The sequence below is a fragment of the Fibrobacter sp. UWB2 genome (genome assembly GCF_002210425.1).
Lineage (GTDB): Bacteria > Fibrobacterota > Fibrobacteria > Fibrobacterales > Fibrobacteraceae > Fibrobacter > Fibrobacter elongatus.
Genome location: NZ_MWQK01000003.1, coordinates 457,992 through 475,815, shown reverse-complemented (window position 1 = coordinate 475,815; position 17,824 = coordinate 457,992). Strand labels below are relative to the sequence as shown.

Annotated in this window: 15 protein-coding genes; 2 read left to right on the top strand and 13 right to left on the bottom strand. The window is 51.3% G+C overall.

The annotated features are described in order from the left end of the window. Window positions 1-25 precede the first annotated feature (25 nt). The 6 genes from B7982_RS14910 to B7982_RS08180 form a co-directional block, all read right to left on the bottom strand. Window positions 26-331, bottom strand: a complete 306-nt coding sequence (locus B7982_RS14910; protein ID WP_088660300.1) for a hypothetical protein — start codon at window positions 329-331, stop codon at window positions 26-28. Window positions 332-559: 228 nt separating this feature from the next. Beyond that, window positions 560-2,008 (bottom strand): carboxylesterase family protein, encoded by a 1,449-nt coding sequence (locus tag B7982_RS08200; protein WP_158212985.1) that lies wholly within the window; start codon window positions 2,006-2,008, stop codon window positions 560-562. 131 nt (window positions 2,009-2,139) lie between these two features. After that, a complete protein-coding gene (locus tag B7982_RS08195; protein ID WP_233138440.1) occupies window positions 2,140-3,753 on the bottom strand; it encodes a glycosyl hydrolase family 5 in 1,614 nt (537 codons plus the stop codon). Window positions 3,754-3,984: 231 nt separating this feature from the next. Beyond that, window positions 3,985-5,010: a phosphoribosylformylglycinamidine cyclo-ligase gene (gene purM, locus B7982_RS08190; protein ID WP_088660298.1), complete on the bottom strand. Its 1,026-nt coding sequence runs from the start codon at window positions 5,008-5,010 to the stop codon at window positions 3,985-3,987. Window positions 5,011-5,049: 39 nt separating this feature from the next. Beyond that, the gene (locus tag B7982_RS08185) at window positions 5,050-5,850 is read right to left on the bottom strand and encodes a cyclic nucleotide-binding domain-containing protein (protein WP_088660297.1); all 801 of its coding nucleotides are present in this window, start codon (window positions 5,848-5,850) and stop codon (window positions 5,050-5,052) included. Between the two features lie 3 nt (window positions 5,851-5,853). Further along, window positions 5,854-7,053 carry an ABC transporter substrate-binding protein gene (locus B7982_RS08180; protein ID WP_233138439.1) on the bottom strand — a complete coding sequence of 400 codons (1,200 nt, stop codon included), beginning with the start codon at window positions 7,051-7,053 and terminating at the stop codon, window positions 5,854-5,856. 199 nt (window positions 7,054-7,252) lie between these two features. Here B7982_RS08180 and B7982_RS08175 point away from each other — a divergent pair, with 199 nt between their 5' ends. Continuing rightward, window positions 7,253-8,122 carry a hypothetical protein gene (locus B7982_RS08175; protein ID WP_088660295.1) on the top strand — a complete coding sequence of 290 codons (870 nt, stop codon included), beginning with the start codon at window positions 7,253-7,255 and terminating at the stop codon, window positions 8,120-8,122. Window positions 8,123-8,133: 11 nt separating this feature from the next. Here the strand turns inward: B7982_RS08175 and B7982_RS08170 are convergent, their stop codons facing one another. Together B7982_RS08170 and B7982_RS08165 are read right to left on the bottom strand one after the other, a co-directional pair. Further along, window positions 8,134-8,910 carry an NYN domain-containing protein gene (locus tag B7982_RS08170; RefSeq protein ID WP_088660294.1) on the bottom strand — a complete coding sequence of 259 codons (777 nt, stop codon included), beginning with the start codon at window positions 8,908-8,910 and terminating at the stop codon, window positions 8,134-8,136. Between the two features lie 148 nt (window positions 8,911-9,058). Further along, complete coding sequence (locus tag B7982_RS08165) at window positions 9,059-9,994, bottom strand: M48 family metallopeptidase (RefSeq protein WP_233138438.1); 936 nt, start codon at window positions 9,992-9,994, stop codon at window positions 9,059-9,061. Between the two features lie 225 nt (window positions 9,995-10,219). Between B7982_RS08165 and B7982_RS08160 the strand changes: the two genes are divergently transcribed. Then, window positions 10,220-10,426, top strand: coding sequence for a hypothetical protein (locus B7982_RS08160; protein ID WP_233138437.1), 207 nt, complete (start codon window positions 10,220-10,222; stop codon window positions 10,424-10,426). A gap of 149 nt (window positions 10,427-10,575) precedes the next feature. On the opposite strand, the gene B7982_RS08155 is transcribed toward B7982_RS08160, so the two are convergent. The 5 genes from B7982_RS08155 to secA form a co-directional block, all read right to left on the bottom strand. Further along, window positions 10,576-12,417: a penicillin-binding protein activator gene (locus tag B7982_RS08155; protein WP_088660325.1), complete on the bottom strand. Its 1,842-nt coding sequence runs from the start codon at window positions 12,415-12,417 to the stop codon at window positions 10,576-10,578. A gap of 18 nt (window positions 12,418-12,435) precedes the next feature. Beyond that, on the bottom strand, window positions 12,436-12,756 hold the full coding sequence (locus B7982_RS08150; protein WP_088660293.1) for a nucleotidyltransferase domain-containing protein: 321 nt from the start codon (window positions 12,754-12,756) through the stop codon (window positions 12,436-12,438). Between the two features lie 43 nt (window positions 12,757-12,799). Then, window positions 12,800-13,900, bottom strand: a complete 1,101-nt coding sequence (locus B7982_RS08145) for a metallophosphoesterase (RefSeq protein ID WP_088660292.1) — start codon at window positions 13,898-13,900, stop codon at window positions 12,800-12,802. Then, window positions 13,897-14,529, bottom strand: a complete 633-nt coding sequence (gene tmk / locus B7982_RS08140; protein WP_088660291.1) for a dTMP kinase — start codon at window positions 14,527-14,529, stop codon at window positions 13,897-13,899. Before tmk ends, B7982_RS08145 begins: the two co-directional genes overlap by 4 nt. Window positions 14,530-14,688: 159 nt before the next feature. Next, on the bottom strand, window positions 14,689-17,667 hold the full coding sequence (gene secA / locus B7982_RS08135) for a preprotein translocase subunit SecA (protein WP_088660290.1): 2,979 nt from the start codon (window positions 17,665-17,667) through the stop codon (window positions 14,689-14,691). Window positions 17,668-17,824: the final 157 nt, after the last annotated feature.

The following is a 17,824-nucleotide window of genomic DNA, read 5'->3' as shown; positions in this document are numbered from 1 at the left end:
CCAGGATCAAACTCTTCATTGATTTTTAAAATAGTCTGTCCTGTTTTTCGTAAATGGCGATACTTAAAGTATCGCTTAAATCTTCGGCTCGGTCATGTCCAAGCAAGCTTGGTCGCGACTCTCGCCTCTTGATTAATTGACTTCCAAGAAATTTTCTTGGGCCGTCACTAAGCACATCTCCGATTCCTTCAATCTTCCCGAAAGTCTCGCGGGCTTTCGCTTTTTCCTTCGTGACTCGGTTTCGGCCTCGTCTCTCAGGAACGGCGCCAATTATAGAATTTTCAGATATCTTTGCAAGGGGTAAAAGTGAAAAAAATTCACTTTTTTTCACTTTTTTCGAAAAAAACGGGATGTACGCCGCGGCACGACAGATTATTCACATTCTGTAAACAGGAATCTTTTGCGAGGAAAAGGAGATGCCCGCCCGAAGGCGGGCATGACAGGTCGGGATGGTGTAAAAAAACGCCCACGGAATAAATCCGGGGTGACAAAGTGAACGGAACAGCCCTGGATCCCGTCGCTACGCTCCAGGATGACACGTAAAAATGACTAAAATGGTCTACTTGCGAATGACAATCCGGCGGGGAGTTTCGCCCTGGACACGCAAGTAGTAAACGCCGTTATTTGCTCTAGAGAGCACGACAGTCTCACCCAAGGACGCACGGCCCGAAAGCACACGTTTTCCCTTCAGGTCAAACATGGCGTATGCGACACTCTTCCCACGGACAACCGTAAAGCTCAGGTTTCCATCCCCCATCGCAATCTTCGAAGATTTAGCCTTAGCAATTGCAGGGCGCGGAATCGCAAGTTCACTCGTCTCACTAATCTTCCCTATTGCAAGCCTGTACAAAAAGTCGAAGGCTTTATTTTTGACAGAATCCGCAAAGATGATTTTATTACCATCTTCACCTGTACGCGTTGCATCGTAAAACTCATGCTTCAACCCGTAACCCACGGGATTGTAGAATTCATGATAAACTTTATTCTTAGTCAAGACGGAATCAATGTAATAGCTTCCGTAAAGTGTCGGCGTGTGAACATCAAAATGCATAACGTTTACAACGGAACTATACTTGCTCGGAACATTGTCCCGTATCATTTTATCGGCCTCGGTCATTGCATAGCCTACCTTATAAGGTATCACATAATCGGAATCACCATGCGCTAGGAACACAGGAACCTTGCTATTCTTGAGTAACGAAGCATCGTGAATAGCACCCCAAAGCGATACCACACCGTTTGCAACACCGCCTACTCCCTTAGGACCATACCTGTCGAGGCCACCCAACGGAATAGTGTCATAGACATACTTACTTTGTTCGTCCGAAAATGTCTTGATATACTGCGCCCCCTCATACAAATAACTCGGAAAATCCTTTTCGTCCAACGCATAGATGTTTTCAAGGCCAAGCAAGCCACCGGCGCTATTTCCGAGTATATATATTTTATTCGTATCGATACGGAGAGCCTTTGCATTCGCCCTCAAATAACGGATAGCGGCATTCACATCCTGAGCGCTTTTATAAACGGTACGAGCAAAATCAACGCTGTCAATGACAAAAGTCTGTAACTTGCTCGACATCAAAACACCCAAACGATATTCCAGCGACGCCGTCACAAAACCGCGCGCCGCAAGAGAGTCCACATAGGCAACAGCTTTCTGGTCAAAAGAAGTCTTGGTCCCCGCCACAAAGGCGCCGCCATGACAAACTAGCACCATGGCCCTATTTTCGGCATCGTCGTCCTCGGGCTCATAGATATCCATCTCTAGCGACTTGTAACTTACACCTTCCTCGCTGTACATGTAAAACATCGGACGGACTCCAAACATATCCATCAACGATGTCAATTCACTGTAGTACGACTTATCCAAAAACGGGACGTTTTCGGCAACAGTTACCGTCGTCGGCAAACTAGTCTCAAACAGGCGATCTTTGTAGCGAACACCATCTGCTGCAAAAGCACAAACACCGCACAACAGTGCGGCCAAATACAGGCTGATTTTCATAGCTCCTCTCCTGTTTGACATATTTCTGTAAACTTAAATTAACTTTTTGGAGGAGCGAAGTCAAGTAAAAAAACGCCCGAAAGTGTAACTTCCGGGACGACATATTCTAATTAATTTGTCTTTACACAGGACTAGTAAGTCTTCGCCTTGTCAGCAGCCAACTGTTCGGGGTCGCAGTATTCGCCCTGAGCATTGGGAGTATTGCTGCATGCATCCGTCGTGATAAAGTCGCCACCCGAGTATTTGGACCAGTCGGACTGGAACAAAATCTTGGTTTCAATGGAAGTGCTGATGGTCGTAGAGTACTTGTCGATCAAGTACTGCGGGCAATCCACCTCTTCCCACTGGTAGGTCGGATTGTCGGCTGCCATAAACCAATCGGCAAACCAGTGACAACCACGGAGCAAGTTCGGATACTTGGAGTCACCAAAGGCAGCGTCGCACATTTCCTTAACGCAAGTCTGGTAGCAATCCAGCGTTCCATCATAACCACACTTTTCTCCGTTCTGGCAGTATGTCAAGAAGCCGCCATAAGTAGCCCCCCATTCAATGCCGGGCTTGGTAATCTGAAGCTGCAAAGCATTGAAGATACCCGGACCACCGCCCGGTACCATGAGGTCGAACTGGCCAGGCTTCACATCATGACCGATATTGGATGCCATGACAATAATATGCTTGCCCTTAAGAGCCTTGTGTGTTTCCTTGGCTCCATTGCTTGCACTAGCATCATGGAAGGAACCATCATACTGCAAATGGAAGCACTTGCCGCATGAGGTTGTCGCATCGCTGCCGGCAACGAAGGCGTAGGCCAAGGTGTCATTTACAGCCACAGGAGCCATATCGGTACAGGTGAAGCCACCGCCCGATGCAGGATCCGCTTCCTGACATGCATTCGGGGTATTCTGGATACCTACCCAGTAACGTTCCAAGCCCTTACTATAGGTAAAGGTGGGGATTTCAATATCGTTAATATTGCAAACGCGGGCCGTGTAGTGGCTTGCCTCATAAACTTCCTGAGAAGTAATTTTAGGCTTGCCTTCCTCGCCATCGGTACTCGTCTGGGAACAGTGAGGCTTACAGGCGTCCCAATAGCGGGTATTCCAGCCACTAGTGCCATTGCCAAGAATATTCTTGAGCGTTGGCACAGGGTACAACTTAATGTCTTCTTCGGGATTGCCAACAGTCTTGACAGGCCCATTGCTGCTGGAGCTTTCAACAGCAGAAGAAGTCGGAGTTGCGCTAGACGTCGGATATACAGACGAACTAGACTGAGCCGGATTAACACTGGAGCTGGAACCCGTTTTCGGGCCAACAGCAGAGCTCGAAGACTGATCAGAACCGCCACCTAAACCCGAATTAGTGGACGAGCTAGAAACCGGTTTCGTAGTAGTGCCACTAGAGCTGCTAGCACCACCCGGAACAAGGTTCGCTTCGCAGCGCTGCAAGACATGAAGGCTAATTCCAGTCATGAGAGGAATGCCATTCGCATCAAAAATATTGCCAAGACCATCCCAAAGACCAACGGGATTGTTCTGGGTATCCGTTACAACAGCATTTTCTCCAATAAACCAATAAGAGTTGTTCCCCACATTGAGAAGCCAGCCGCCCTGAGAGAGCGCCATAGTGGAGCAGACGTCTGAAGATTGAACCGGGCCACTCGGCACTGAGGAAGAATCATCAGAGCAGGCGCTGAACATTGAAAAAGCACCTGCGGCAATTAAAGAGCTCAGTAAAAGTTTTTTCATAATTTTCCTTTTTACACCTCTTTTAAAATTAAATTTTATTCCCTTAAAAGGCACGAAAAAAAGTTTTTTGAAAGCTTATATGTGAGTTGGAACAAAAAAAAGGCCGCACTTGCGTGCAAGCCTTTTTTTTGAGTTACTAGTTAGTAGTTAAGAGTTACTAGAAAATTCCATAATGAGATCTAGTAACTAGTAACTTAAAACTATTAACTACTAATTGCGACGAAGGAGCAATTAGTCGCGGAACTTCACCTGCTTGGTGCCGGCGACGACTTCACCGATCTGCGTCCACTTTTCACCCTTAGCTTCGAGGTGAGCAACGACTTCAGCCTTGTCAGCCGGGTCGATGAAGATGAGCATGCCCATGCCCATGTTGAACGTGGAGTACATTTCGTCCTTTTCGACAGAGCCTGCCTGCTGGATGAGCTTGAAGATCATCGGAGGATCCCACGTGGTGCGGTCGATAATCACGTCGACGTTGTCCGGGAGGATACGCGGGATGTTGCCCTGGTAGCCCGAACCCGTGATGTGAGCAAGGCCCTGAATCTTCTTCTTGTTGCAGAGGTCGATGAGGCTCGGGTAGTAGCTGCGGTGCGGAGTGGCAAGAGCTTCGCCGATGGACTTGTCCATGCCGTCCACGACCGTGTCGACCTTGTAGCCAGCCACGTCAAAGAGAACCTTACGAGCAAGAGAATAGCCGTTTGTATGGAGACCCGTGGACGGGAGACCGAGGATGATCGTACCCGGCTTGATTTTCTTACCGTCAATGATATTTTCGCGTTCCACGACACCCACGATCGTACCGGAGATATCGTAGTCACCCGGACCGTAGAAGCCCGGCATTTCAGCAGTTTCGCCACCGATCAAGACGAGGTCGTTTTCGCGGCAGGCCTTGGCCATACCGGCAACGAGCTTGTCCATGACACCCGGTTCCAAGCGGCCCGTAGCCACGTAGTCGAGGAAGAACAGCGGACGTGCGCCCTGAACGAGGATATCGTCACAGCAGTGGTTCACGATGTCCTGGCCCGGCAGTTCGTGCGTGCCCATTTCGATATCGACCTTGAGCTTGGTGCCCACGCCGTCGACGGAGCTCACGAGGACAGGGTCCTTCATGCCGAGGTGGTTCAGCGTGAACAGGCCACCGAAGTTGCCCACGTCGCCGAGAACGCCCTGGTTGAAAGTGGTACGTACGGACTTCTTGACACCGACCATTGCCTCGTCGGCACGTGCCAAGGAAACTCCTGCGTCTGCGTAATTCATCTTTTTTCCTTTGCCCTACGAGCGGGCAGCGATTTGGCCCTATTTACGGGCACTTTGTTTTTCATCAATATTTCTGAGCGCATCAAGGATGAGGCTTGTGGTATCCGACATCTGGTTGATGTTTACGACATCGGGCATCACGTGCGTATCCAGCTTGAACAATGTCTCGTCACCCCAGGAAAGCAATTTTTCGAGTGCATCCGGACCTGCAAGCTTGCCACACTTGGCACAGCAGATTCGGCCGTCCTGGAAAGCGATAAAGCCCGATTCACCGGAGCATTCGAAAATGACCGTCCCGGTAATGCGGCTCTTTTCCATTGTCTGCGCAAAATCAATAAACGGAAGAACCTTCGCCGAAGCCAAAAGCGACAGGCGTTCGAATTCGTCAAGCGCCTGGTTTTTTGCACGGAGACGATCCGCTATCACCTTGTAGAGGTAAAGCAAGGCACTCGGATTCTTGTCGAGGAACTTCAGGAATTCCGCCTTCGGAATGTGAAGCACCGTGCAGCCGTCTTCGGCGGCAATAATCGTATTGGCAGTAGGTTCGTTACACAGGATAGACATTTCGCCAAAGCAGGAGCCGCTTTCCAAAGTCGCAAGCGCACTGTAATGGCCATCGGGCAAAATCTGACCGCAAATGATAACACGTCCACTCTGCAAAACGCAGAAGGAGTCGCCTTCGACTTCGCCCTGGAGGATGATTTCGCCAGCGTCGTATTCGCGGATCTGTGCATTTAAAAGCAGAAAGTCCGCATATTCCCTGGGCACCTGTTGCAAGAACGGTACACCGAGGTCATACTGAGCAGAAATCCAATCTCCAATACCTGTGTGTGACATCATACGCTAAAAATTATAGATATTTCTGTACCATTTGTAACTGGTATCAATCGAATTTACCCCCGGAACGGAGCCTTTTATGCATTTTGTAAGATTCCACAGGAGTTCCGCCGGCCGGGTGATGGCTCCTTCGTAAAAATCGTTGCCTGCCCCGGGGCCCTTGAGCCCGTCATTCTGGAAAACCTTCTTCTCCCTGAACGCCTTGATGTTTTTTACGCGAGGTTCAAGGGCAAGGATTTCATCTGCCGTTGCAAACATGGACGGATTGACCCAGACATCGACGCTATCGGCAAGCGCATAGACTTCCTCAAACGAGAACGTGAGTTCGCGGGAAGTATCGGAAGCCCACACATAGCAGCCACCCGCATCGCGGACCAGGTTCGCCGTAAAGCTTTTGCCGCCAGAGGCGTGCCACACACCGCCGTAAGACATGCCGGCGAGAACGCGAGGGCAATGTTCAGACGAATGACGAGAAACGAGAGACGAGAGGGAATCTGTAGAAGCAATCAACGCTTTTAACGTTTCGTATTTATTCTTCTCTTGTTCAAAAATAGAATCGGCTTGAGCGCGAATGCCAAACAGGATTCCGTACAACTTAATCCATTCGAGTTTTGCAAGCGGAGTATTCTCCTGCCATTCCGACGTGAGCATCAACGGGAGATTCGTCCTTGCAATTTGTTCGTAGTTATCGTAATCACCGCCTGTAGTAAAGTCGAGCACCAAGTCCAGATTCAGCGCCATCAGCTTTTCCAAGGCGCCCGCATCGTAACCGATACTTGCCACAGACTTATCCTTTGCACGTTCGTACAGAACGCTATCCACGATGTACTGCCCGTCCGAGACACCGACAATCTTGTCGCGAAGCCCGAGCCTAAGCATATACCCCACCTGCGAAGTTGAGAGTGCCGCCACACGGTTCAGCGGAACACGCAACACCACCGCCGAGCGCCAGTCTTCCGGGAATCCGCGACGCTGTAGATCCGTCCCGAGAGCGGCAGATGCAGAATCCATCATCACATACTTATGGACTAGCGTATCCTTGCCGACCACGGAACGCACGACTGCGACATCGGTACAGCAGAGCTTGCCTATCGAAAAATAGTCGCTTACGACCGGTTCAAACTGGACCGGCTCGCTACACTTCATCACCTGTGCTTTTGGCAAATTCCCTTGCGTACCGTTCGACTCGTCACGGCAACCCGTCATGGTGACAATCAAGACAATGCAAATCCACGTAAAAGCAAAAAAACTAAACCGCGCCCCTCGGAACGAATGACAAAACGGTCTTAATTTATTGATTTTCAACATTCTATCGTAAATTTTCATGCACAATACCAGAAGATAATGTATTTTATTGTTTGATTTAATGTCTCTTTTTGAGAGTCCCTATTAGGAGAGAGCCTTTATGAAGACAAAAATAGCCTCTTTATGCCTGGCCGCGGTGTTTAGCATTCTTGCATTTGCCACCAATACATCTGCAGCCGAAGAAGGATTTTACGACAAAGAACACATCCGCGGCTTTATTTCTCTTGGCGGAGATTTCCGCGGCATGTTCCCCGCATTCCAGGATTACGTGAACACGGTACCCTTTGCAAGCGGCGCTCTGAAGCACAAATACAGCACGGACACGTCCGTTTATTACGGTTACGCAAAGTACAGCAAGTTCAACAAGTACTATCCCGGCATCCATTTCAATATCGGTGCGCAGTACAAGCAGTTCATGACCTGGTTCGATATCAACTTTGCTATCACGCAGATTTCTGAACGACCGAAATCCACAGTTACCGCATACGCTGTAGATTCTACCGGCACTCCTACCGGATTCACGTCTGAATTCCCCCTCTACGATGCCCGCTGGTTCAGCTACGGTGTCGACTGGATGTTCGGCTGGAAGACGCTTGGCGAAGACGCGTTCTTTAACTTGATCCCGGCCGTGGGTATCGGATTCAACATGATGAACATACACTTCACGTCTAATTACGTTGTCACAAAAGAATCGAGCGACGAAGAAGCCATCATGCGCGACCGTTACTACAGCACCATGGCAGCCACGTTCAACGTCGAACTCGAAGCACGTCTCCAGTTTGAACAGTTCTCCATCGGTCTCTACGGTGGCTACCGCGCTGTGCGCTACAACGAGCTCAACGTCGAAGGCACGAACCTCGATACCACCATCTTCAACACCGACAACGATGGCGATACCTGGTTCATTGGCCTCCGCCTCGGCTGGACATTCTTGAGCCCTTGGGAAAAGAAGCAGCTGGACAAGATTTAACCAGACTTAAGCTAACCGAGCCTCGCCAACGCGGGGCTTTTTTTGTACCCGTTTTTTCCGAAGCGTGGCTTTTCCTTGAAACGGGGCTCGTCTAGCGAGGCCATCACCTTCTGCAGATAGGTCCGCCAAATGTTCGAGTCCGTAGGCTGCGGGTTGTACGGCAGCATGAACAAATTCCTTTCGGCAGAACGCGTAGGCGGATACTTTTCGGCCACCTCCTCCATCGCAACATAGTAGCCGCTCTGTTCGCGCAGGCAAGGGTCCGTCTTCCAGTAAATCGGGGTATCGCCCCTCAAATACTCGAAATTCCAGCCCAGCAAGAGCATAGGGACACCCTCGCGCTTGAGGCGTTCGGGCAGAGTCGAAAAATGGCCCTGCGTGCTCAACAGCACAAGGACATCAATCTTGTGGTAGTAGGCGCAAAGATAGGCGTCTTCGATAAGCTGCATATTCGGGCCGCTCCTATCGATATCGGCAGCCAGATTGTAGTGCACCTCGAACCCCGCGAGAGCAAGCTGCTTTTCAAGGCGGTCCTGCCCATCGCCAAACGACGGCTCCACCCTATCAATGTGCCTTACGTACGGATGATAGTAATGGGCATCCACCTCGACCGGGCAGCCTTCGCGCCCCAAGAGCTTCATGGAGTAATCGCGCACCCAGCCCTTGAGCGCCTTGAAATCCAGGCGGGCATGATACCTATGGTACTTGAGATAGTATTCGTTGACCTTTTTAAGCGTATAACCGTCTAAAAAGAATCCGACCCGTAATATGGACAATTTGCTCGACATAAAAAACCTCCTGATATGTTAACGGCTTCTACTCTATTAACACGCTTTTTTGTCGAGAATGGCCCACAAAATTTTTGATAATTTTTGTAAACAATAAGAACTGGCCAATAGTCATTGGTCAATGGTCTTTATTTTTTGCGGCTAAAAACTAGATCAGCTTGCGGTCGGTGAGGTCGTCGATAAGCGAGCCGGGCATCCACTTCTTGAGTTTCTGGTAATCTGGGTCGTTGAGCTTTTCGCGCTGTTCTTGGGACTTGGTGTCGTCGCCGGCATCGTGGTAGATGCGGATGAGATTCAATACAGAGCACCAGTAGCGAATGGACTTGCCCGTGCGTTCCAGGTAGTCGGCAGCGCTCTTCTCATAAATGGCGGCGGCTTCGCCGTAACGCTCGAGCCTGTAAAGCATATCGGCCTTAATCTGGAGCATCACCGGATGGTTCGGAGCCTTCTTGAGTCCACGTTCAGCAAGCGAAAGTCCCGTCTTGTAGTCCTTGCGGTCGTAATGCATCCAGATGAGCGGTGTCAGGAACAGCGGCCAGAACCTAGCCGAACGCAGAGAGCCGGAATCGAGAATCTTGAGGTACGCTTCGCGATTGTCCGACTTGAACGGGAGCCAGCCAAAGCTATTGTCGACGTAGTAGGCGTAAATCGCATAGAAGGCCTTGGACTCGTAATCCTTGGCATCTTCGAACTGGTTCGCAGCCGAGCGCGTCTGCATGGCGCCCTTGACGGAATGGCCCGTCTCGGTAAGCACGTAGCCTATCTCGAAATTGCGGAGTGCATCCCAAAGGCCTTCGGTCTTGCAGGTTTCGAGATTCTTGGCGGCGACCTTGAGCGACGTGGTGTCACCCTTGTCGTCGTACATGCTCACGCGGATGATGTTCTGGAACACGCAGCCCACGCCGTCGTTTTCAAGGCGGAGCTTGCGGGCCAGGTTGAATGCCTCGACGTAGTTGAGTTCCATCGTCTTTTGCGTAATCTTCTCGGCAAGTTCGTTTTGAGCTGAGGAAAGTGCAAAAGAAGGTTCGTCGGCAACGGAAATGCCGGCGACCATTAAAAGCGGTGCGATGAATCTCTTTAGCATTGTCTGTAATTTAGAAACTTTCGGGCGTCACGCCCATCTTCCATTTTGGAATAAGGCAAAGCTTGTTTATTGGCTCAAAAAAATGTATAAATACAATAGATGTTAATAGGAAATAAACATCTTATCAACATTATATTAAGAAAAGCAAAGCTAAGTGGTTGTCAGAAGGTCATTTACAAAAAAGTCCAACAGGCGCCACAACAACTCTTTTCGATGGAGGCCACCATGAAGATGTTCCAAAAGACACAAACCGCGGCACTCTACTACCTGCTCCACACAGGATTCCAGGCCTTCAAGGCCCGGATCAAAGACGAGCTGACCTCCACAAGCATCAACCTCGAGGACATCATGGACGATTCGAATCTTTACGCTTACTACCAGCAGGGCGAATCGGCAGACTTCGTGGCGGCATGCATCGCGGCGAACTGCTAGTTTTTCTCTCTCAATTCCGGATTTACCGGTTTTCCTCCTAGAAAAAGGACCCTACGGCAACGCCGCAGGGTTCCTTTTTAAATGCCATCAAAATGTAATGGCGAGTGTGTATGGCGGCCCCGGAACGGAGTCCGGGGTGACATGCTTAGTTACTTCTTTTTATTGGGCTTGGCGGCTTCTTTAGCCTTGTCCTGACGTTCGCATGTCGTCACAAATTCGAACTTGCCCTTGTTCACCGTCACGATCTTCGTGTTGGCATTGGCACCGCGACGGAACTTGATATCGCCGTAAATGCCCTTGAAGTCCTTAGTCGCATTGATGTAATGCGTCATGTCGTCGTCCTTACCCGAAACCGCGGAGAACGCCGTAAAGATGATGTTTGCGGCATCGTAGCTGAGACCGCTTACCTTGTCTTCACCCGGTTCAACACCCCAACGGGCGGTAAAGTCCTTCACGAAGTTCGTGTAGGCGACATTTCCTTTGTTCACATCGAGACCCGGAACGCTGAAGTAAGAACCTTCGACAAGGCGCTTGCCCTGGATCAGAAGTTCACGACCGTACCAGCCAGATGTTCCGAGATACGTACCGGAGACCTTGTTGAATGCGGCCTGGCTCACCATGGCACCTGCATCTGCCGGGTTTGTAGCCGGGATAAAGAGGCCCGGGAAATTGGAAGTCGAATCAGCGAGGTAAAGCTTACGGTCCCTAGCGTTCACGGCATTGAGGTCGCTTGCGCCATGAGCGATATTGCGACGGCGGTTTTCCTGATTGAAGCGGACATCGCGCATGAGGTTGAATTCGGTCTTGTAATCCGGGCGGCCTTCTTCGTAGTTGCGGAAGCCGACAACAGCACCACCACGACGTTCAACAGCCTTGGTAAAGCTTTCGGACATGGCCGTACCGAAGTCACCGAGCGGGCTCATCACGCCAAATTCGCGGATGTCGAGGCACTTGATGGCAAAGTCCGCAATCGTCTGGGCAAGGATGTCCATGGTGAGGTTCACCTGGAAAATGTTCGGGCCAATCTTTGCGATACCGGCATCCGTTGCAGTCGGAGTAAGCATCGGCACATGCTGGAAGTTACTGCCAAGCCAGGCGGCCACGGCCGTAGCCGGAGCACTCATGATAGGGCCGATAATAGCGATGATGCTATCCTGGTTTACGGCACGCTGCGTACGCATGAGAGCGATAGCCGCATCGGCGTGCGTGTCCTGGAAGATGATGTTCACCTTGCCCTTGAGGTTTGCCTGTTCGTAAGCGAGGAGCGAACCCTGCACAGCGGCGGCACCGAATTCAGCGAAGTCACCAGAGAGCGGAGCGAGCACGAGCACCGTCGGAAGTCCGGCACCTAAGCCTTCAAGAGCGCTGATGCCCTTCTTGGCGGTCTTCTGCAAATTCTCGGAAGATGTGCTCTTGAGGACCTTCTTGTACCAGTACCTGGCAGCGCGGTAGCGCTTGGCGTTCTGGCATTCACGGCCGATCTGGAGCTGCATCCAGCCCATGACTTCACGGTCGACAGGATACTTTTCAAGGAGGGACTGGAGCTGGTCTGCGGTAAGGAGGGAGGCCGCCAAAGTCTGGATTGCGACATCCTTGGCGCGAGCTCTTGCTGCCGGGTTGGTCGAATAGGAAAGCACGCGGAGCATTGCTTCGACGCCGTCGAACACGGAGCCCTTCTCGACATCGATAACGGCACGGGCAAGTTCCATACGTTCACGGTAAGCAGACTTCACATGGTATTCCAAGAAGCGTGAAGCCACATCGTAAGCGGCATCCTTCTTGTCGGTGCGGAGGTAGCACTCTGCAAGCATGACAGCGGCCTTCTCGCCTTCGATCTTACGGAAGGAAGAGCTATAGATCTTTTGCAACGGAGCGATTGCATCCGAGCAGCGGCCGCTCTTGACCACGGACTTTACCTTTTCGACATCGTCCTGTGCAAAAACAGAGGTAGAGAGGACTGCGGCTAAAAATAGGGGAAACAAGCGATTCATATTCAAACCTCGCCGGTCTTACTGGAAGCTGTCGGCAGCCTCCTGAATGACAAAATGTTCTTTCTTGATTTGCTTTTGAAGAGATTCGGGAAGCTTGGACCAGTCGACAATATCAACACGGAACGGAAGACCGCTTTCGACAAAAGCCTTTTCCACCGAAGTCATGTCATCAAGAGATATAGGGGAATCCGAGATGACAACCAATTCCAAATCCGTATCCGGGGTCAAATCTACGCCCGTGACACGCGTGCCGTACGCCCAAACTTCAAAGCCCTCAAAATGGAGGCCAAGTATTCTCTGTACGGTTTCCAACTGATCCGTTTCTAAGCAAAGAGTCATAGTTCCCTAAAATATAGTTAATGTATTTTGACACTGACTGTCATTACAGCCGGTCGGGTACAAAACGGAGGAACAAGAGCTCGGTATCGCTACCGATACGTACCGGTGGGCCCCAGGAATCGACACCGCTAGAGACGAGCCACTTGACCTGATCTAGTTCGCCAAGACCGTAAGCAAGGTGCCAGACCCAGTCGATAATGAGCGTCCCCGGGAAGAACTGGCCATTGTGCGTGTGACCGGACATGGCAAAGTCGGGACGACGGCCGGGATGGTCTTCTTCGATGCCACGCGGCTGGTGGTCAAGGAGGAGCCAGGGGAGTTTAGATTCTTCGGCTGTAGGGCGCAAGTCAAAAAGCGGTTTGCGTTCGACTTCGCGCATCTTGGCAACGCTATGGTCTACACGGCCGGTAATGCAGGCAAATGGCGTGCAGACGGTAGAATCTTCAAGCACGACAAAGCCGTTATCCTGCATCCACTTTTTAAAGTCACTGCCTTCGCGTTCGAGGAACCCTTCGTGATTCCCGTCGATGGCAATAGCTGCCATCTTCGCGGTTGCGGCAAGCTTTTGCACCAGGAAGTCGTATTCCCAGGCAGAGAGTGTCGAATCCACGACATCCGAAAAGTCACCGCCAAACAGCACCAAGTCTGGGTGGAGGCTATCGCTCACATGAACGATGCGTTCCATCTTTTCACGTTTGAAAAGCGGGTCGATGTGGAGGTCGCTAAAGAAGACTGCCGTAAATTCCTTTTCGGTCGGGACGGCAATCTTGAACTCGCGAACATGGAAGTTCTCGTTTGCGCCAGCGCCTGCAATGCGGAAAATGACCGTGAGTAGCACGGAGACAAAGAGCAAAAGCTTCGCTACAGAAATTTCAACACGGCGGTCGAGAGGTTTCTTGACGATAGCGCGGCGGATACCACGGATAATCCACCAGAGGATATAAAGGAAGAGCGCTTCGGCAAGCCAGACAGCAAAGAAGGACATGCCAAGCGAAGCAAAATAACTTGTTCTAAATAAAAAGCAGATGGGGAGGAGGATTACCGAGATACCGGCAATGATGCTTCCCTTGATTCCAGGCGCTACCATCCTGACATTAAAGAACAGGAAGAATACGCCGAAGATGAGTATGAAGAAAAAGATCATTTCAGTTTCGCTTTAATAAGTGAAAGGACATCTTGATGGACTTCGTCGGGAGTGCGGTCAGCATCGACGACGCTCACGCAATCGCTGTAATCGCGACCTGCAGCGAGGTAGCCTTCGCGGACGCGCTCGAAGAATTCAGCCTTTTCGCTTTCGAGGCGGTCAGGGGCGCCACCGCGAATAGCCATGCGCTTGCGGCTTGATTCGACGGTCAAGTCGAGAACTACAGTGAGTTCTGGGAAGCAACCGCCACAAGTGAGTTCCGTGAGGCGCTGGACTTTATCAGCACCGAGCCCGCGGGCATAACCTTGGTAAGCAAATGTGCTCCACGCAAAACGGTCGGCGATGACGATGTTGCCGGCATCGAGTGCAGGTTGGATGATTTCGTGAATCACCTGGGCGCGGGCGGCATTGTACAGCAAAAGTTCGGTATCATCTGCCATGATGCCCTTGAAAGCGGGGTCGAGCAAGAGTTCGCGAATGCGTTCGGAAATTTTGGCGCCGCCGGGTTCACGCAGCCTCACGACCTTGTGGCCTTCGGATTCTAGCACGCGGACGAGCATGTCGATTTGTGTAGACTTTCCGGAACCGTCAATGCCTTCGAGGCTGAAAAATTTCTTCGCAGTTTTCATAAGAACAAATATGCAAAAATTTTTGGGTGGTCCGCACGCTTTAAAAAGGAGATGCCCGACCAAGTCGGGCATGACAACATAAATAAAAAATCCTCGGCGGGGAAGCCGAGGATTTTTCAATTACGTTTTGTGCGAGAGTGCTCGCGATTCTTGGTCGAATTATTCGACGTCCTTGCCGTGGCACTTCTTGTACTTGAGGCCAGAACCGCACCAGCAAAGGTCATTACGACCAAGCTTTGCACCAGCCTGCTGCTGGGCACGCTTCACAGCGGCAGCAAGGGCGGCGTTAGCGGCAGCACGATTCGGGCGAGTGCCCGGGAGTGCGCTCTGCGGCATCGGCTGAGCCTGCTGATCTTCAGAAAGGGCGTTCGTCTCGGACGAAGCTGCCTGACCGGCAAGACCTGCGGCCTTTGCGCCTTCGGCACTCAGCTGTTCAGCAGATTCCTGAGACGGCTGTGCATCAGCGGATTCGGAAGCATTGACTTCGCCAGCGTTACCTGCGGCAGCGGCGGCTTCTTCAGCAGCCTTACGTTCGGCATCAATCTGTTCCTGGCTCTTGAGCTGGAGCTGGTCCGGAGAGACCGTCACACCGTTCGGGAGCGTGATGCGAATGTTCAAAATGCGGAGAGCCGTAAGCGTTGCAATCTTTTCCATGCAGCTTTCGAACATCTTGAAGCCGTCGTTCTTGTAGACCATCAGCGGATCCTTCTGGGCGTATCCGTGGAAGCGGATAGCATCCTTCAGCTGGTCCATAGCATACAAGTGTTCCTTCCACACCTGGTCAATCGTCATGAGGAGGAAGCGGCGTTCGATATTGCGGAAGTCGGCATCCGGAATAATCTTCGTGAGCTTGTCGTAACGAACCTTGCAGAGGTCGATGATTTCATCGAGCACCTGTTCCGGCGTCTTCGAGACAGCATCTTCAAGCGAGAGGTTGTATTCCATGCCGAGCGTGCGCTGCAGGTCTTCGTGCAAGCCTTCGAGGTTCCACTGTTCCGCATAGCTCTTTTCTGGAATGTAGTTGGAAACCTTGATATCGCAAGCGTCTTCGATGCGGTTCATGATTTCGTCACGGATATCTTCACCGTTCAAGATGCGGCGGCGAAGCCCGTAAATCACCTTGCGCTGTTCGTTCATCACGTTATCGTAGTCGAGCAAGTGCTTACGGATATCGAAGCTCTGGCTTTCGACGCGGCGCTGAGCACCACGGATGGAGCGGGAAACGATCGGATGGGTAATCACTTCGTCTTCGCCCACGCCAAAACGGTTCATGAGGTTCTTGACGTTGTCGCCACCGAAGATACGCATCAGGTTATCATCGAGGGAGAGGAAGTACTGGCTAGAACCCGGGTCACCCTGACGGCCGGAACGACCGCGCAACTGGTTGTCGATACGGCGAGATTCATGGCGTTCCGTACCGAGCACATGCAAACCGCCGAGTTCAGTCACTCCCGGTCCAAGAGCAATGTCAGTACCACGACCAGCCATGTTCGTTGCAATCGTCACCTTGTCCTTGTGACCTGCGTACTGGATGATTTCAGCTTCGCGGCCATGGTTCTTGGCGTTCAAGACTTCGTGCGGGATGCCTTCCTTTTCGAGCATGCCGTGGAGGATTTCGGACTTTTCAATGGATGCCGTACCCACGAGGAGCGGCTGGCCCTTTGCATGGCGTTCCTTGATTTCTGCAACAATGGCGCGCCACTTGGCATCTTCGGACTTATAAACGAGGTCCTGCAAGTCCTTACGGATGCACGGCTTGTTCGTCGGAATGACCCACGTGTTCATGTTGTAAATCTTGATGAATTCCGTTGCTTCGGTTTCAGCCGTACCGGTCATACCGGAGAGCTTCTTGTACATACGGAAGTAGTTCTGGAACGTAATCGTTGCAAGCGTCTGGTTTTCGCGACGGATCTGCACGCCTTCCTTGGCTTCGATAGCCTGGTGGATACCATTGGAATAGCGGCGGCCTTCCATCAAGCGGCCCGTGTTTTCGTCGACGATGATGATTTCGCCGTCACGAACGATGTAGTCGACATCCTTTTCAAAGAGGTACCAGGCGCGGAGAGCGTTATCGAGGAAGTGAACCCAGTCGGCATGTTCGCCATAGAGGTTCGTAATGTGCATCAAGTCCTGGATGTGGAGCACGCCCTTTTCGGTAAACTGGATGTTCTTGTCCTTTTCGTCGACAGAGAAGTCCTTGTTCTTGACGAGCTGCTTCGAAATTTCGTTTGCCTTGGCGTACTTTTCAGTAGCGTCTTCGGCCGGACCACTGATGATGAGCGGCGTACGGGCTTCGTCGATCAAGATGGAGTCGACTTCGTCAACGATACAGAAGTTGAGTTCGCGCTGCACGAGCTGGTTCGGTTCCACGGCCATGTTGTCGCGGAGGTAGTCGAAACCGAATTCGTTGTTGGTACCGTAAGTCACGTCGGAGTTGTAGCTTTCGCGGCGCTGTTCCGGATTGAGGCCATTCACAATGAGACCGACCGTAAGACCGAGGAACTTATAGACCATGCCCATCTGCTTAGCGTCACGGCCAGCGAGGTAATCGTTCACCGTCACCACATGCACGCCGTGGCCAGAAAGACCGTTCAAGTAAACCGGGAGAGCAGCGGCAAGCGTCTTACCTTCACCGGTTGCCATTTCGGCGATGGCACCTTCGTGGAGCACGAGGCCACCGATCATCTGCACGTCGAAAGGCAACATGCGGAACGGCTTCACGGAATCCGGATAGAGTTCGCGAACCTTGGCGTAGAGGGCAGCCGGGAGGTAGACTTCCCATTCGTTCTTTCCGCTTTCGAGTTCAGCCTTGGCCTTGTTCACAGCTTCCTGAAGTTCCGGGCCGAGGCGGCTAAAGTCAAAGCCAAATTCCGGCTTGAAGATGTTGAAGATACCGAGACGGCGGTCGCAAGCTTCGCGGCAAACGGCAAAGGCATCAACCTTGATATCGTCGAGGGTAGCTCCATTATTCAGCTTTTCACGGAATTCAGCGCTCTTTGCAGCAAGTTCCGCGTCATCAAGCGTTGCGAGAGCCTTGCAGGCTTCGTGAATCTTTGCAATCACCGGGCGGAGCTGTTTCACCTTACGTTCATGAGGTGTACCAAAAATCTTATGGAGTACTGTATCTACAATGCTCATGGTTGTCCTTGATTAAAAATTAAACGTGGTTAAAAGTAGCAAAAGATGTGCCAAATATATTTTCGTTTCATATTGAAAAGCCCCTTTAAAGTGCGTTTTTACGGGGATTACAGGCTTTGACGATTTAGTTTACTCGCACCCCAACACCAATATATTA

Excerpts from the sequence above, each read along its gene's own strand:
- B7982_RS08200 (WP_158212985.1), bottom strand. The coding sequence starts at position 2,008 with ATGAAAATCAGCCTGTATTTGGCCGCACTGTTGTGCGGTGTTTGTGCT.
- B7982_RS08195 (WP_233138440.1), bottom strand. The coding sequence starts at position 3,753 with ATGAAAAAACTTTTACTGAGCTCTTTAATTGCCGCAGGTGCTTTTTCA.
- purM (WP_088660298.1), bottom strand. The coding sequence starts at position 5,010 with ATGAATTACGCAGACGCAGGAGTTTCCTTGGCACGTGCCGACGAGGCA.
- B7982_RS08185 (WP_088660297.1), bottom strand. The coding sequence starts at position 5,850 with ATGATGTCACACACAGGTATTGGAGATTGGATTTCTGCTCAGTATGAC.
- B7982_RS08180 (WP_233138439.1), bottom strand. The coding sequence starts at position 7,053 with ATGACGGGTTGCCGTGACGAGTCGAACGGTACGCAAGGGAATTTGCCA.
- B7982_RS08175 (WP_088660295.1), top strand. The coding sequence starts at position 7,253 with ATGAAGACAAAAATAGCCTCTTTATGCCTGGCCGCGGTGTTTAGCATT.
- B7982_RS08170 (WP_088660294.1), bottom strand. The coding sequence starts at position 8,910 with ATGTCGAGCAAATTGTCCATATTACGGGTCGGATTCTTTTTAGACGGT.
- B7982_RS08165 (WP_233138438.1), bottom strand. The coding sequence starts at position 9,994 with ATGCTAAAGAGATTCATCGCACCGCTTTTAATGGTCGCCGGCATTTCC.
- B7982_RS08160 (WP_233138437.1), top strand. The coding sequence starts at position 10,220 with ATGAAGATGTTCCAAAAGACACAAACCGCGGCACTCTACTACCTGCTC.
- B7982_RS08155 (WP_088660325.1), bottom strand. The coding sequence starts at position 12,417 with ATGAATCGCTTGTTTCCCCTATTTTTAGCCGCAGTCCTCTCTACCTCT.
- B7982_RS08150 (WP_088660293.1), bottom strand. The coding sequence starts at position 12,756 with ATGACTCTTTGCTTAGAAACGGATCAGTTGGAAACCGTACAGAGAATA.
- B7982_RS08145 (WP_088660292.1), bottom strand. The coding sequence starts at position 13,900 with ATGATCTTTTTCTTCATACTCATCTTCGGCGTATTCTTCCTGTTCTTT.
- tmk (WP_088660291.1), bottom strand. The coding sequence starts at position 14,529 with ATGAAAACTGCGAAGAAATTTTTCAGCCTCGAAGGCATTGACGGTTCC.
- secA (WP_088660290.1), bottom strand. The coding sequence starts at position 17,667 with ATGAGCATTGTAGATACAGTACTCCATAAGATTTTTGGTACACCTCAT.